17 protein-coding genes are annotated in these 13,553 nt (G+C 63.1%); 14 read left to right on the top strand and 3 right to left on the bottom strand.

Annotated features, from left to right (window positions below):
• Window positions 1-154 precede the first annotated feature (154 nt).
• The 6 genes from ACZLHH_RS14590 (at window position 155) to ACZLHH_RS14565 (ending at window position 3,916) form a co-directional block, all read left to right on the top strand.
• On the top strand, window positions 155-409 hold the full coding sequence (locus ACZLHH_RS14590) for a hypothetical protein (protein WP_049400422.1): 255 nt from the start codon (window positions 155-157) through the stop codon (window positions 407-409).
• Window positions 410-434: 25 nt separating this feature from the next.
• The gene (locus tag ACZLHH_RS14585; RefSeq protein WP_049400421.1) at window positions 435-908 is read left to right on the top strand and encodes a hypothetical protein; all 474 of its coding nucleotides are present in this window, start codon (window positions 435-437) and stop codon (window positions 906-908) included.
• Window positions 905-1,468 carry a GNAT family N-acetyltransferase gene (locus tag ACZLHH_RS14580; RefSeq protein ID WP_049400420.1) on the top strand — a complete coding sequence of 188 codons (564 nt, stop codon included), beginning with the start codon at window positions 905-907 and terminating at the stop codon, window positions 1,466-1,468. The genes ACZLHH_RS14585 and ACZLHH_RS14580 overlap by 4 nt, the downstream gene beginning before the upstream one ends.
• Window positions 1,469-1,711: 243 nt before the next feature.
• Entirely contained in the window at window positions 1,712-2,152 is a 441-nt protein-coding gene (locus tag ACZLHH_RS14575) for a DUF6573 family protein (RefSeq protein WP_049400419.1), read from the top strand.
• Window positions 2,153-2,240: 88 nt separating this feature from the next.
• Window positions 2,241-3,158 carry a hypothetical protein gene (locus ACZLHH_RS14570; RefSeq protein ID WP_049400418.1) on the top strand — a complete coding sequence of 306 codons (918 nt, stop codon included), beginning with the start codon at window positions 2,241-2,243 and terminating at the stop codon, window positions 3,156-3,158.
• The gene (locus ACZLHH_RS14565) at window positions 3,155-3,916 is read left to right on the top strand and encodes an AbiU2 domain-containing protein (RefSeq protein WP_006375415.1); all 762 of its coding nucleotides are present in this window, start codon (window positions 3,155-3,157) and stop codon (window positions 3,914-3,916) included. The genes ACZLHH_RS14570 and ACZLHH_RS14565 overlap by 4 nt, the downstream gene beginning before the upstream one ends.
• A 161-nt stretch (window positions 3,917-4,077) precedes the next feature.
• On the opposite strand, the gene ACZLHH_RS14560 is transcribed toward ACZLHH_RS14565, so the two are convergent.
• Window positions 4,078-5,865, bottom strand: coding sequence for a type II secretion system protein (locus ACZLHH_RS14560; protein ID WP_080355149.1), 1,788 nt, complete (start codon window positions 5,863-5,865; stop codon window positions 4,078-4,080).
• Window positions 5,866-6,030: 165 nt separating this feature from the next.
• On the opposite strand from ACZLHH_RS14560, the gene ACZLHH_RS14555 reads away from it, so the two are divergent.
• The 4 genes from ACZLHH_RS14555 to ACZLHH_RS14540 all read left to right on the top strand — a co-directional run bounded on the left by ACZLHH_RS14555 (window position 6,031) and on the right by ACZLHH_RS14540 (window position 7,990).
• On the top strand, window positions 6,031-6,204 hold the full coding sequence (locus ACZLHH_RS14555) for a hypothetical protein (RefSeq protein WP_006375368.1): 174 nt from the start codon (window positions 6,031-6,033) through the stop codon (window positions 6,202-6,204).
• Window positions 6,195-6,659: a hypothetical protein gene (locus ACZLHH_RS14550; protein WP_006375367.1), complete on the top strand. Its 465-nt coding sequence runs from the start codon at window positions 6,195-6,197 to the stop codon at window positions 6,657-6,659. The genes ACZLHH_RS14555 and ACZLHH_RS14550 overlap by 10 nt, the downstream gene beginning before the upstream one ends.
• Window positions 6,660-6,773: 114 nt before the next feature.
• Window positions 6,774-7,370: a ParA family protein gene (locus ACZLHH_RS14545; RefSeq protein ID WP_088470581.1), complete on the top strand. Its 597-nt coding sequence runs from the start codon at window positions 6,774-6,776 to the stop codon at window positions 7,368-7,370.
• Entirely contained in the window at window positions 7,367-7,990 is a 624-nt protein-coding gene (locus ACZLHH_RS14540) for a hypothetical protein (protein WP_049463004.1), read from the top strand. Before ACZLHH_RS14545 ends, ACZLHH_RS14540 begins: the two co-directional genes overlap by 4 nt.
• A 224-nt stretch (window positions 7,991-8,214) precedes the next feature.
• Here the strand turns inward: ACZLHH_RS14540 and ACZLHH_RS14535 are convergent, their stop codons facing one another.
• Together ACZLHH_RS14535 and ACZLHH_RS14530 are read right to left on the bottom strand one after the other, a co-directional pair.
• Window positions 8,215-9,096: an HNH endonuclease gene (locus ACZLHH_RS14535; RefSeq protein WP_046272104.1), complete on the bottom strand. Its 882-nt coding sequence runs from the start codon at window positions 9,094-9,096 to the stop codon at window positions 8,215-8,217.
• A 44-nt stretch (window positions 9,097-9,140) separates the two neighbouring features.
• A complete protein-coding gene (locus ACZLHH_RS14530) occupies window positions 9,141-10,196 on the bottom strand; it encodes a hypothetical protein (protein WP_478478677.1) in 1,056 nt (351 codons plus the stop codon).
• A gap of 765 nt (window positions 10,197-10,961) precedes the next feature.
• On the opposite strand from ACZLHH_RS14530, the gene ACZLHH_RS14525 reads away from it, so the two are divergent.
• The 4 genes from ACZLHH_RS14525 (at window position 10,962) to ACZLHH_RS14510 (ending at window position 13,549) form a co-directional block, all read left to right on the top strand.
• Window positions 10,962-11,363, top strand: coding sequence for a hypothetical protein (locus ACZLHH_RS14525; protein ID WP_006375357.1), 402 nt, complete (start codon window positions 10,962-10,964; stop codon window positions 11,361-11,363).
• Window positions 11,364-11,391: 28 nt separating this feature from the next.
• Entirely contained in the window at window positions 11,392-12,027 is a 636-nt protein-coding gene (locus ACZLHH_RS14520) for a hypothetical protein (protein ID WP_006375355.1), read from the top strand.
• 59 nt (window positions 12,028-12,086) lie between these two features.
• The gene (locus ACZLHH_RS14515; RefSeq protein WP_224481862.1) at window positions 12,087-13,151 is read left to right on the top strand and encodes a hypothetical protein; all 1,065 of its coding nucleotides are present in this window, start codon (window positions 12,087-12,089) and stop codon (window positions 13,149-13,151) included.
• 65 nt (window positions 13,152-13,216) lie between these two features.
• Window positions 13,217-13,549, top strand: coding sequence for a hypothetical protein (locus tag ACZLHH_RS14510; RefSeq protein ID WP_006375352.1), 333 nt, complete (start codon window positions 13,217-13,219; stop codon window positions 13,547-13,549).
• The last annotated feature ends 4 nt before the right edge of the window (window positions 13,550-13,553 follow it).

The following is a 13,553-nucleotide window of genomic DNA, read 5'->3' as shown; positions in this document are numbered from 1 at the left end:
AACGCACCGCTCTTTCAACCGACTGGAACCGCCGACATGACCCTTTCCCTTCTCGCCATTGCCGCCCCCATCGCCCTTCCATTCAGCGTTTGGTTGGCCCAGCGCCTTGAACGCTGTATCGACCGCGCCCTCTGGGCGCACTGAGAGAAATGCCATGACCACGCGTGCCTCCCGCCATCGCTACTACGCTTACGAGCGACAGGATGGTTCTGTGTGTTTCCTGCCAAAACTGTTGCACGAGGGGATTCAGCGCTACCCACGAACGATTGCGCACTACCATCTGGTGCAGTGGTTGGGGGTGTCCAAGTTGCTCAGTAGAGACGAATACAAGCAGATGGCGTGGCTGGGTTCGCAGCGTGGCACGCTCCGCAACACCCATGATTCAACGCAAGCTCGTCTCACCGGTTGATACACGGGCCGGGCAAAATGGCTCCATGACCCATGAAGCCCCTGCATCCATCCTCCACGCCCCGGCCTACGGCCTGCTGCTCGCTCAGACCGAGTGCCATTTCTGCCATGCCCCCACTCCCACCGCCGCGGTCTGGGTGCCCTCGTTCGAGGAGCACGACGACGAAGGGTTGGTGGATCAGGGGGAGGGTGCTTTGTTGCGCTACATCGAGCGCTTGAACGAGGAGGCCGCTGCGTTCGTTGCCGGCCACGCCCCTTGGCTTCGCTTCGACGCCACCCGGACGTCCGGGCAAACCTACTTGGCCCACCATTGCACCACCTGCGGGGCCCTTCAAGGGGACCACTTCGTGTTTTCGCCGGATGGCCCGTATTGGCCCCAGGACGACGTCCAACTGGCGTCTCTTCGCTTCATCCGCGGTTTGGGCCCGCTCACCGCTGAAGCGTCCGCGGCGCAGAGTGGTTGGATGAACAACGTTCCCCAGGTTTGCTCATACGTATGACCATTTCCATTCGTTCCGCTGTTGCAGAAGATGCCGCATGGATAGCTGCTCTGCTTCGCGACGGAGCACGGCAAGGGCATTTCCGGGAAACCCTCAGCGCCCAAGCGGTTCCCTTGGTGGAAGGGCTGCTTCATGTCGGCTTCTTGACGATGATGAAGCTGCGACACAATCGACCGGAGGTTTGCAGGGTGGACGGCGACGTGAGGGTTGCGACCTGGGAGGGTCAGCCGGCGGCGTTTCTGATCTGCATGCATGATCGCGAAGGCTACGAGCTCCATCTCGCCGGCACGCGACCAGAATTCACCCGGCGTGGTTGCTTCAAGGCATTGGTGCGCCACGCGTTGGCCAGTTCATCGGGGGAAGGCAGGGTCTTCGCACGGTGCTACGCGACGTCCAGCGTCGCCATTGAGGCATTGAAGGCCCATGGCTTCGTGCGCACCAGTGGCGGCGATCCGATCGAGTTGGACTGGGACAGGGCGTTTCCATTGCCAGAGAACGCGGAAGCGGTTCCCCGGTCCTGGTGGCAGCGCCTCCTTGGAGGATTCAGGCGGGCCGATTGAGGGCCAGTCGGTGTGCCGATCGCGGCACGCCATTCAAGCCCCTTGCGCTCCGCGCGGCCCCATCTCCCGGCTCCTCCGGTCAAGGGCCATTCCAGGGCCCGTGTCCTCGCTGCGCTGCGGGCCGCGCCAGCCCTTCCATTTCCTCCCTTGACCGCGCCGAGCGGTGGGGCGGTGGGTTTCCCATTCCAGGACATCCCGACCGGATGCCCTGGGCGGGCCATCACTTACCAAGCGAGGAACAACATGTTCGAGCCTTCCGACCTCATCCATTCTTACACCCGCGCCCAGGCAATCGAGGACGGCGTCCTGGTGGACGTGTCCGATGTGGCCAAAGAAGCCGGCTTCAAGCTTCCCGTGACCATCACCCGCGCTGCGTGGTCTCGCTACGTGGAAGTGCCCATAGGGTTGGAACTGCGCGGCCAGTCGGTGGACGGCCGGCTCTGGGACGTGCTTTTCATGCTCCACGTGGCCATCAAGCGGCAGCAGGGCAACGGTTCGGAGATCCACTACCAGCTCCACGTGGCTCTGCCCGACGCCGGCGACTGGTTGTCGAACGAAGCCCACCCGGCGACCGGGTCGGGCCTGACGCGGTCGACCCATCGCCAGATCACCTTGAAAGCGCTGTGCGGGCCCGGGGACGCCTTGGAACCGGTGGTCAGCATCATGCTGCCCAACGAGGATTGAGAAGGGAGGGGGCAGGACACCGGCCCTCATCGTTTTCCCGTGCTGGTCCCGCAGCTACCATGGCGGGACGACAAGGGAGGAGTAGGGGATGGAAAAGTTCGATTGGTCGAAGGTGGAGTTTGCACGCACACCCTGGCGGAGCCGGGTTATCCCGGACGCGCTGCCCATCCTCATCCGGTGGGCGCAGGAGGGCGAAGCTCATTCCTACAGCGACCTGGCCCAAGAGCTGCACGACACCTTCGGACACGAGATCAAACCCCGCAAAGACCTCTACGGCACCGTCGCCGGGGGAGTGGCCCAGGCCCTGCAGTGGCTCAGCGAGCAGTGGAAGGAACCCATCCCGCCCCTCCACGCAATCGTCGTCAACAAGAACACGAAACACCCTGGCGAGGGGGCGATCACCATCTCGCCAGCTTACTTCGCGGGGAAGAAGCTGGACACCGAGGAAGAGCGCCGTGCGCACTTGCGAGAGGCGATGGAAGACGTTTTCACCTATCCCAATTGGGACCGGGTCGCCCGCGCTCTGGGAGCCACCATGCTGACCCCGTCCGCCGGGGCGGTTGAAGAGGTGGCAGCGGATGCGCCTCTTCCCCTTCCTAAAGTCCAGGAGGGGGGGCGGCCAGAGAGCGACGAGCACAAAGCGTTGAAGGCGTGGATGGCCAGCCATCCCGAAGAGTTCGAGGACTTTGGGTGCTTCCCCATGGGGAGCAACGAGAAGTTGTTGAGCTCGGGTGACCGACTGGACGCGCATTTCGATAACGGAAGACATCGCCTGGCGGTGGAAGTTAAAACCAGCAAGTGCTCGGAGGACGAACTCCAGCGAGGCGTCTATCAAGCGGTGAAATACCGCGCCGTTCTCCGGGCCGAGCAGAAGGCCATCCGCCACGTGCCCAACGGGGAGGCGGTGCTGGTGTCCACGCGCGCTCCGAACGCGGAAACCCGTGCGCTCATCAAGCGGCTGCAGGTGCGGTTCCAGCAGGTGCCGCTGGAGGCGGAGCAAGAATGAAGCCTGAGGAACTGGAACAACGTATTCGCCAAATCGATGGATTCGTTCGGGTGCTCACGCAGGAGTGCCACATCCTCGACGAGCGCCGGCACATTCTGTCCCCACTCATTCAAGACCCCGAGATTCAGGCAGGGCTGAAAGCCAAGCTGGACAAGACGCCGGGGGCCAATGCCTGGAACCACTTGGCGCCGCTTCTTGGACAAGACCTGGTGCGCGATCAGTCACGGCTTTTTCTGGATAACGATTCGCGGTCCGGTAGCCTGACCAACCTCTGGCGAAAGCTTCAAGCAGATCCCGCGATCAGGGAGCACTACCGGGAGCGCTACGGTCGCATCTTCGATCACTTCCACGACGAACCGATCAGTGACCTGCCGCCCGAAAGCTCGGCTGTTTTCCAGGAGAAGTTCAGACAGAACGATCGGGACGAGAACTACTCGCGCTTCGATAGTGGCTGGGAAAGGGTCTCCAATGAAATGGTGATCCTTTCGGCTGATCCCGTGGCAGCGAAAATCAAGACCCTCCGGGACAAGCACCATGCCCACCTGGAAATGCGCAAGCTGGACGAGGAGCCTGGCGCGTTTGACATCAACACGCTTGGGTTGACCTTCAATGAGGTCTTGGCTTTTGGCGATCGCTGTCAGGCCATCGTGGCAGAGCTGGGGCTGCTCTTGACCGGAACCCGTTGGGATCCGCAGCAATACGCGTCGGTTCACGAAGCCCAGGGCAAGGCGATGTGGAAAACCTTGGCTGGGCTTTGACTTCGAAGCACAACAGCGAAGAGCCCAGAAGCCGCCGCAGGTGGCCAAGCCACCTGCCTTCTGGAAAGCACGCTTGGTGCGAGGGCATCGCCTCCGGTCGGTTTTGGAAATCCGAAGCTTTGCCACTTCCAACGTGAGGGATGCCCCCGCCTTCTTTGCCGTCAAGGGCACTTGAATTCAAAGCCCACCCAGTCGCTCGCTCCCAGGTCTTGCCAGTAGAACCGCGCGCCTGGACCCACGACGCTGCACGAGCAAGCCGCCGGCCAAACCGCGGTGCCTGGGTGGTTGACGAAGCCGTAACCTGGCATCGGAGTCAAGTTGGCGCGCAGCGCGTAGACACAGGCTTCCAAAGCCGGTGTTGGGCGGGTCACGCCAGGTGGCTCTGGCGTAAACGTGGGGGTGTCGTTCGTTTCGTATTGCCAAGTGCATGCCAACGAGGTGGCTTGAAGCTCGGCCAGGGTCCGGGGAGCGTTGCAGAAGATCGCCCAGCCGTAGTGCCCTCCGTCTCCCCACGAATGCCAAGATCGCCCGGTGTATTCGGGAAACGTCGGAGGTGGTGCGTTGGGGGTGCATGTATTGGCCTCGTTGCGACGAAACCCAGTCTCCGCCCAATTTGTCCAAGTGGTGAACGTCGGGCTGGGCAGCGACCACGTGGTGGCTGGGCAGTTGTATGACCCGGTCCTCGTCCGCCGCTGCTCGGCCTGCCACGTGTGCGATCCACTCTGGCCTGCCGGGCAAGCGGCACTCGCGGCGACCCACTGGGTTTCGGCTTGTGGGAAAGGCGCTGGGCAAGCCGCGCAGGTGGTGTTGGTCTGGGTCCACGCGTTCCACGAACCGGTGCCCGTGCACGCGAAGGTCCGCTGCTGCCCAATCGCGCCAAACTGACCTGCAGGGCATCCCACGTTGCGCGTCTCGGGAGCAGGGCACGGCGCGCAGGCGCTGCTGGTCGTGGTCCAACTGCCGGCCGTCGTGGACCCAGCCCACGCCTCGTAAACGCTCGGGTCGGGTCCGCAGTGGTGACGGCGGTTCTGGAACACCTGGCCGACCTGGCCCGATGGGCAATTGATCGTTCGGTTCTCGCTCCACTCCTGGCAAGACGGCACCGTGCTTGTCGGTGGCGGTGTGGCCGGGGGTGAACTCGGTGGGGCCGGAGGCGTCACGCTCACCGGGGGGGCGGGCGGCGTGACCGGTGGGGGTGTCGTGGGAGGAACGCTTGGTGGCGGGGCGGTTGGGGGCGACACCCCCGTGGAAGGTGGCACCGGACCTACGGGCCCCACCGGGGATCCCACGGGCGGAGAAGCGGGTGGGGTGACCGGGGGCGTTGCAGCTGGCAACACCAGCGGTGATCCGGTCCATTCGCCCCCCAACAACCCGCTGTGGTAGACGAAGACCACGCGCGATTTGTCCGCACACGTGCGGCTCAGCAATCCGACGTCGAGCTGGCCGCCGGTGTTTCGAATCACCGACACGTCCGACACCTGCGCGTCCCACACCCCGCCCGCGTTGGCCGCGACCAGGGCCACGCACGCTTGACGATCAAGGCCGGCGTAGCTGACGGAGAACGAATCCCCGAAGCGTTCGACGGTGTAGGGCTGGACGTTCACCGCGCCGCCCCACGCGTTGGTCAAGACGCTTTCCCCGGCGCCGAGTTGGGATTCAGGGGCCAAGCCATCGACCACCACGGCCGTGGTGCTCACCCCGCGAAACGTCCCCACCATCCCAAAACTGCTCTCGATGCGTCGGGACAGCTCGCGCAGGTTGCGCGTTTCGCTGGCCAGCTTGGCCTTTGCATCGACCTGCCCGAAGAACAGGAACATCGCGCCTGTGGCGGCGGTCACAACGCCCAGCGCCAGCAAGGTCTCGGTGAGGGTGAAGCCCAGCGCGCTGCGCACGCCCTTGGAAAGGCGGGTGAGGGTGGGCGAACAGCGGGGGCGGATCGTGTGCGTCATGCATTCAGCATGCGATGCACCTTGGATTCCGCAAGCCCCTGTTTCTAGTCAAAAAAAGTTGGATTTTCCATCTTGACATTGCTCGGTGGTCTGGTTGCATGGAGTTAGGGGAGTGGGGCGACCTACTCACGAAGACCGATTTAAATAACCCAAGAGACCGCCGCCATGATTGAAAGCCCCACCCGCTCGGCCCGCCCCATTGCTGGCCTTCCCTTCGCGCACATCCCACCCACGGCTCCCGCGTTCCTGCCCGAAGGCAAGCTTCGCCGGCAAGCCCGGCTGGCCCGCCAACAACGCCACTTCGAGCGCCAACTGCGGAAGGAGCTGAAATGGAAATGACCGTCCACCGGCTTGCAGAACGACTGTTACAGGCCATTGAGCACTGCAACCCTTGGGCGCTGAGAGAAGCCATCGCTGCTGTCCGCGAGGCGCGCCTGGAGGCTTGGAGGGGCCTAACGGCTTTCCCGTCCTTGGACCACCCGGTGGGGCCCAACGGAATAACCGCTTTCCACGTCGCTTGCATGGCGTGGCACGTAAACCAGGACCACCCACACAAACGGCAGTGCTACGACAAGATGGCCGGAATCCTGGCCGAAGCCGGGGCGGACGTGTTCGCGGAGTTTGGTCCGGCAAAGCAACGCTGGACGATCATTGAAGCACTGCATGGCGCAGCACCACCGTCTGTCAAAGCATGGATGGCCTCCCAGCCGTTCGATTTGCATTGCTCGCCTTCAAGCGTCGCCCACACGCTGCGGTGGGACTGCCGTCGTCCAGTCGCCTCGCGGGAAGAATAGAAAAGAATCCAAGGCCTGAACGGCCCGAAAGGGTTGCAAAAACATGCACTTGCGCAACGGTGGCGTCGGGGTAGATTCGGTAGGAACCCCTATCTACTCACGAAAGGATGCCCTATGCGACTGTGCAACTTCTCACTCAAGGGTGGCGTCGGCCGCACGACGCTGGCCCTGAATCTAGCCGGGTGCTATGCCCGTGACCCCAGCCTGCGTGTGCTGGTCAATGACCGGGACCCCCAAGGCGGGGCCTGCGCGTTTGCCTCACTGTCGGACGAAACACCGTTCAGTGTCGGGCGCTCGCGCTCCCCGGGCTTCGACGTGGAGATCACCGACACTCCGCCGCGTCTGCCCGACAACGAGGTGATTCCCGAGGCGGACCTCTACCTGGTGCCAACGTTGCTCGACGGGGCCAGCTTCCTCATCTTCCTGCGAACCGTGGATGTTCTTGAAAAGAAGGGAAAGCGTTACCTGCCCATCGCCAACCGGGCCAACGAGAGGCGGGCAGCCCATCGACGTCGCCTGGAGCACCCCAAGATGTCGGGCGCCGTCCTGGTGCGGGACCGAGCGTTGTTTGCGGACTGCTACGAGGAGGGAAAGACCGTGTTCGACGCCAACGGCCGCTGGGCCCGGGTGGCCCAGGAGGAGATCCACGCCCTGGCTGTCCGGGTGCGCGACATCCTGGCTGCTGGTGCAGGCCGGAGGGCTGCGGCATGATGGAGCTTCCCTTGGTTTCCCTCCCAGATCCACTCATGGCCACTCGCAAAGCTCCTGCCAAGAAGGCTGCCACAAAGAAGGCCGCGGCGAAGAAGGCGGCCAAGCGCACGTTGGACGACGTCAAGGACGTGACCCATGCCAAGCCCCGCCGGGCCAGCAAAGCAGACAGCCTGCCTGTTGCCCACATCCCGGAGCATTTGTTGCTGGGGCCGGGCGACTACCCGGAGCGCAAGTCCTACTTTGACTACGACGACAGCCAGAAGGCGGGCAGCGTCGGAGGAAAGCGGGTTCACATGGTCATGCCCCGATCGGTCACCCTCCATGACTACCGCCGTCGGGAGGACGGGCTGCGCCACCACCGGGCCATGGTGACCATCCCGCCAAAACTCCGCGAGAACATCGCCAAGCTGTTTGGCTTCGACGATTCGGAAGGCGCCGGCAGTGAAGTCGCGTTGACGACCGCCATGGTGGCGTTGGCCGACTACGCCGCGGCGTCGCTCATCCAGGATAAGACGCTGTTGATCGTGAGCTCGCCCGAGGACGAACACGCGGAGGACCGCAAGGCCGCCAGGGTGGCGGTGCGGAATCTGGGGATGAGCAAGAACGGAAAGATCTACTGACCCTCACAAACAGGGGAACGAAGAAAGCGGCCATAGCCGCTTTCTTGTAGCTGTGGATCATCCCGTGGGCAGAGCAAAAGCAGCTAAAAAAGCGTCCCCTGGCGGGAGCAGGCATACGCCTACGGCGCGGAGAACCGTTGATTGAACTTCCGGATCCACGCGGAGGGCGTTTCTATCATGAGCAATGGTTCGATTTGTCCGATCAGCCGGAGCTTTGGGTCGGCTCATTGGGGAAGGCTGGCAACCTCCAGTTCGGACGATTCATTGCCCGCCAGTCGCCGCCGCAGGGCCTCTTTGGACATCTTGGGCGGAGCGTCCAGCGAGAGCTCCTTTCCGTCCAGCGAACGGTAGAACGGATCGTCCACCCCCGCGCTGACGTAAACGACCAGGTCCGGCCCGATGGTTAACAGGCCTGCATCGAACAACGCGTGGATGTCCTTCCGTAGCAGTAAGCCATTGCTCAAAGCATTGGTGGCTGCCCCGTTGTAGGGGACGATGTGAGCGGCGTCGATGACGCTTGCCAAGGCGGTCCCGGTGACCATGCACACGGCTCCGTAGTGAGCGACTAGGCGTTTACGAAACTCGGCTTGGCCCTCTCGGATCACCCGAAGGACTTGTTCCACCCGCTTGCCCTCGGCCACGACGGCTTCCGCCGCCGGGGGCAGTGCCTGTTCCACTGCCAACCGCCCGCTCTCTTCCAGCACTCCCAGGAGTGCTTGGATGGCATCGTATCCAAGCAGCTCTGCCGCCGGGCGCAGCTGTGGGTCAATGCCGGATCGGTGTCGGATGTGGGCCAACAGGAGGGCGGCGTCTTCGAGGTAAGTGAGCTTCTCTCGGCGCATGCTCCAAAGCTGGTTCAGTTCGTCCAAGCCCCAGGTGTTCAGCGCCAACTGGACCTCACCGCTGCTCATCCGGCGGGCGAGGTTGCCCTTGGCTAGGTTCTGCCGGACCAAGTATTCCTTAAGCTCGGGCGGATCGGTCAGCTCATCGTCATCGATGGCAAACAGGCTTCTGTAGGTCCGCGTGGCGGCTTGGCTCTTCTCTTCGTGGCGTCGTCGTTGTTTCTCCGCCCGCCACTTGGCGATGCGTTCCTTTTCGCTTTCCATGCCGGATGGTGTTCGAGGTTGGGTGCGAAGCTAATGTTAGTGGATCACGGCCGCTGAGAGCGGCCTTGCACTTTCCGCTGGCGGGCCTCCAACCACGACGACGCTAGATCGTCCACATCGGCCTGCATGGCTGCCCGCTCCCCGGGCAACCATGCCCTCAGCGTCCCACTTGCCACGCCCGCGTCTCGCTTCGCCAAACGCCGCCTTGCTTCCAACCACTGGGCCTTCGTTTCCCCCTCACGTGTGGCTTGGCGCTGGGTTCGCATGCGAACCGCATTGGGCTTGTCGCTGTAAGCCGGGACGTGGTCTTTGCCCATGCTGGGCCACAGTGTTTCGTGCGCGCCCTGTCGCCGCAGGCGGATCTGGCGCAGGCTTGGATACCGGGCCATCCACCGGTTCTCAAAGGTGCGGTCGGGAGGGGGAGCAGTCCCCAAAGGCAGGGGAATGACCAACGCGTGGAGGGCAATCAGTTGCCACACCGCCAATTGAAAAACATCCGCGGTCAACCGGAAGGCCACCACCTCGGGGTGTTCCAGCCATTCGCCCTGGTGCACGTTGCGCAAGAGCGCGGCCAAGTCGTTTCGCGTCAGATGGGCACGCTGGGCCAGTGGCCACCCCAACATCCAGCTGTCCGAATGCCGCTCCACGTGGACGAGGAACCGGGGGTGCATCCAGCGCTCTTGGAGCTGGGCAAGGACGGTGGCTGGCTTGGCAAAGCGCCCCACCTCGACCAGGTGGTTGTTGGAGCGCTGCAGGACAAACAGCCGGTCGGCCAGCAAGGCGTCCAAGGTGTCTGGTGGCAGCCGCTGGCTCAACTCGGGCCAGGCCAACAGGTCACGGCTGCCCCGCTCGGTGATGCAGCGCTTGCAAGCCATGCGCAGGTTCTCGGTGTCCGTTGGGCCGCCCTGGCTCAACGGAACGAGCGGTGAAAGCCCCCAGGCGTGGCGACGATCCAAGTCCAGGGGGGCGGTGCAGAAAGCGCACACAGGGCGTTCGGAACGGCGGGCCACGTCCAGCGCCCAACGGGGAGTGGCAGGCGCACGGACGGCATGGAAGGCCAGCACGCGACGGGCAAACGCGTCCAGGTCAGCGGTGGTCATGGGAGCACTCCTGAAACGAAAGCAGGTGGATCATTGATGGGCCAATGGCGGTGAATGAAGGCCATGGCGCGCACCCTTGTTTGACTAAAACGAAATGGGGCGAGGGCTCCGCGCTTTCCTTCCAGGGGTTCTTTGGCTGCCCACTTGCGATTCGGAAAACACGGTGTCGGTGTATCCAAGGGCATTGCACACGTTTGACTAAAACCAACGTGGCTTGGGTGTCGTGGGGTGGTGCGGCGGGTGGGCGAGGGCAACCTGTCCTGGGGATTCGAGGCAATGCGAAATAGTGGGCTGAGAAACTCCGCACGGATTCCCGGGGTGGGGCATCGGTGGGCGTGAGGGGTGGAAGAGCGGGAGCGTTGCGTGGGCATGGTGTGGGCGATGGTCCTGTGGGGCGAGGGGCGTAGACCACCAATAGCGCACCTGGGGCAACACGCAAGGGGCCGCCGAAAAGCAACTGCAAGAGCCCAACGTGTGTGGAAGCAATGTCGGCAGTGGCAGAGAAGCAGGAGCCCGGACGGTTCCCCAGAGTCGTCATACACATGACGCACTGAAGTGGGAGTGCGTTTTTCGCCCAAGAATCGCTGTAACGCCTGCCGAAACCTCAATGCAATCAAGGCCTGGCCATGTCACCACCGAATGGAGACAGTGTCAGTGCTTGTTAGCTCGTTTGGCCCATGTTTTTCAGGCTCCTGACGTGGGGCCTTGCCAACTCCGAGATTCGCGGTATCGGTGGAGTAATCCCGAAACGGAGTTACTCGACCAATGGCGTTCGTTCGTCAAAACGTAAACCTCGACCGTGGGCAGCTGAAACTTGCTCAGCGGCTTGCCCGTGAATCGGGCAGTGGGTTCAGCGCTTACGTGCGAGAGGCGCTGGAGCGACACAACACCGCCACGTCCGTGGTGAGCGTGCTGGAGAACGCCAACGCTCAGCTGGAGCGCCTCATTGACGATCTGCGGGAAGAGAACGCGCTGTTCCGGAGTGCGCTCCAAGAAGACCTGCGGCGGTTGCGAGACGAAACGAAGGCGGAGCAGGACAGCGCCATTCAGCGCTACGAAAAAGCGCTTCGCAAGGTCGTGACGGCGGCCCTCTCGCAACCCTCTCCAAAAGGTTCTGGTGCGGCCAAGGTGCCCGCAACCGGACCCATGACTGCTCCACGCACCTAATTTTCCCCCACAGCAGGAGATCCATCCCATGAAACGTTTTTCCGTTCCTCTCACTCTCTGCCTGGCGGCGTTCTTGCCGCTTCAGGTTTCCGCCCAAGCCGCCCCTGATGCGGTCCATGCCGCGGAGGACGATGGCAAGCCCAATGCCGACAAGAAGCGTCTGTTCAAAGCCGGTGGCATCGGCTGCGTGGCCGGCGGAGCCATCGCCTTGCTCACGGGCAAGAAAGACAAGGCCCTGGGCGCTTGCGCCGCCGGTGCTGCAGTGGGGGCTTCGGCGTCCTACGTGAAGCAGCAGCGGGAGCACGCCGAGCAGGCCGCCGACGCCGCCCGTGCGGCTGGCATGAAGGCCGAAGTGGTCACCAAGACCGAAACCGTGGATGGCAAGCAGGAAGCCGTCCTGGATTCGTTGCGCTTGAACTACAACCCCACCGACATGAAGCGGTTGGACAGCGAAACTCGGGCCTTCCTCGACAAGTTCGCGGGTCTGTTGAACAAGTCCAGCAACGGGTTGACGGTGGTGTTCAAAGGCGCCGACAAGGCCGCCTGCCAGGTGCCCATCGTTGAGCTGGCCAAGCGTGGCGCGCTGTCCAAGGTCACGGTGGACGACCGCTGCGGCAGCGGTGAGCCCGTGATCGTCGTTACCCCGGTGCCTGACGTCCGGTGATCTCAGTGCCCGGGTGTCGATCGATGCTCGGGCTTCCTTCCCCCTTCCGAGGAGCCCACATGACCCCAGAAGAAAAGAACCAAAGAATCCTTCAGCGCAAGCGCAAGGAACTGCTTGAGCGTGCCAAGGCAACCCCAACCGCTTCGCCCACGCAGGAAGAGCGGCTGGTTTCCGATGGCGTGAAAGAAAACCTGAAAGCTGCCGGTCACTGGGCCGGGGTGATCAGCAAGCGCACTGCCGAGTTGACCCAGAAGGGCTTTGTTGCCGCTGCAGAGAAGGCGAAGCAAGCCAAGGCGCAACTGGACGCAAAGCGCACCCGAGAAGCCCAGGAACATCGTGGTGTCGAAGAGAAGCCTCAAGACGCTCCGCTCACCGTGGAGCAGGAAATGTTGGTCAGGCAACTGACGTCCGATGCAGCTGCACCGGTTCTCGTAGGAGCGGGTGATAAGGGAATGTGCACCGTTTGGGAACTGGTTGATGAATTTGGAGAGCCTGGCGCACAGGTTGCAGATGGATTGGGTGGCCCATCGGTGGACGCCAAGGCGTTGAGCAATGAAGATACGGCAGCCTTGGTCAATCTGTCTCAGCAGGACGCAGTGGAAGTCCTGTCCGTTCCCGCGGTGCTTGAAGGGTCCAACCGGCCCCCGGAGGCCGCGTCACCAGAGCAGCCAGTAACTCCAATCCAACCCAGCCCCCGCTCTCGTTTGCCTTGGGTCTTGGCCGGTGTGGTGGCGGTGGTATTGGCCGCGGGGGCGATCTACTTCTTGCTTGGGAAGAACAACCAGGTGCCTCCGAGCACACCGCCTCCCTTGATGCCGGTTGCCACTCCAGCCGTTCCCGAGCAGCTGCCCAAGGTGGTGGAGGACCCCGTGGTCCCGCCCGTTCCAGCAGTGCTTCCAGAGCAGGCCGAGCCAGAACCTGCGATCGAGAAGCCAGAGCCGGTCGACGCTCCCCCGGTAACGACGACAGCGCTGATTGCGTCCCAGCCCAAGCCTTCGCCGAAACGTGCGACCGCCCCATTGCCGAGGACGGCCCCCGCACCCGCCGCCGAGCCAAGGAATGACTGGCAGCAAAAAGCCAACGCAGACCTGGACGCTTGGGCGAAGAAGTCGGGGATCGACTGATCCCCCTTGCGCATCCGCGGATTCGATCTAGAAAGAAGTGACCTACTCACGAATAAGGGGGCGACATGTTCAAGTGGCTGTTCACGCAATACCGGGAACCCGGAAAACTTCACTTCGGCTCAAAGTGGCTGAACCTGCACGGGCGCTTGTTCCTCGGCAGCCCTGAATCGTTTGGCATGGGCCACCTGAGCGAAGGCGTCCGCCGCACTTTCTACTACTTGCGCGCCGATCGCAGGCCTCCGGTCAGAGACGACGCCGCGTATGAGGCGTGGACCAAGGATCGGCTCTACGCGAGCAAGGTTGAGCAGGTCGCAGAGCGCTGGGTGGCCAAGGCGGGCTTCCTGGCGTGCGCGCCGCTTTGCTTGGTGCTTGCCGTCTTGGCGCATTGGCTTCGTTGATTTG

It is taken from the genome of Stenotrophomonas sp. 28608_Sma (assembly GCF_056486185.1).
This window is presented reverse-complemented; position numbering and strand designations above follow the sequence as displayed.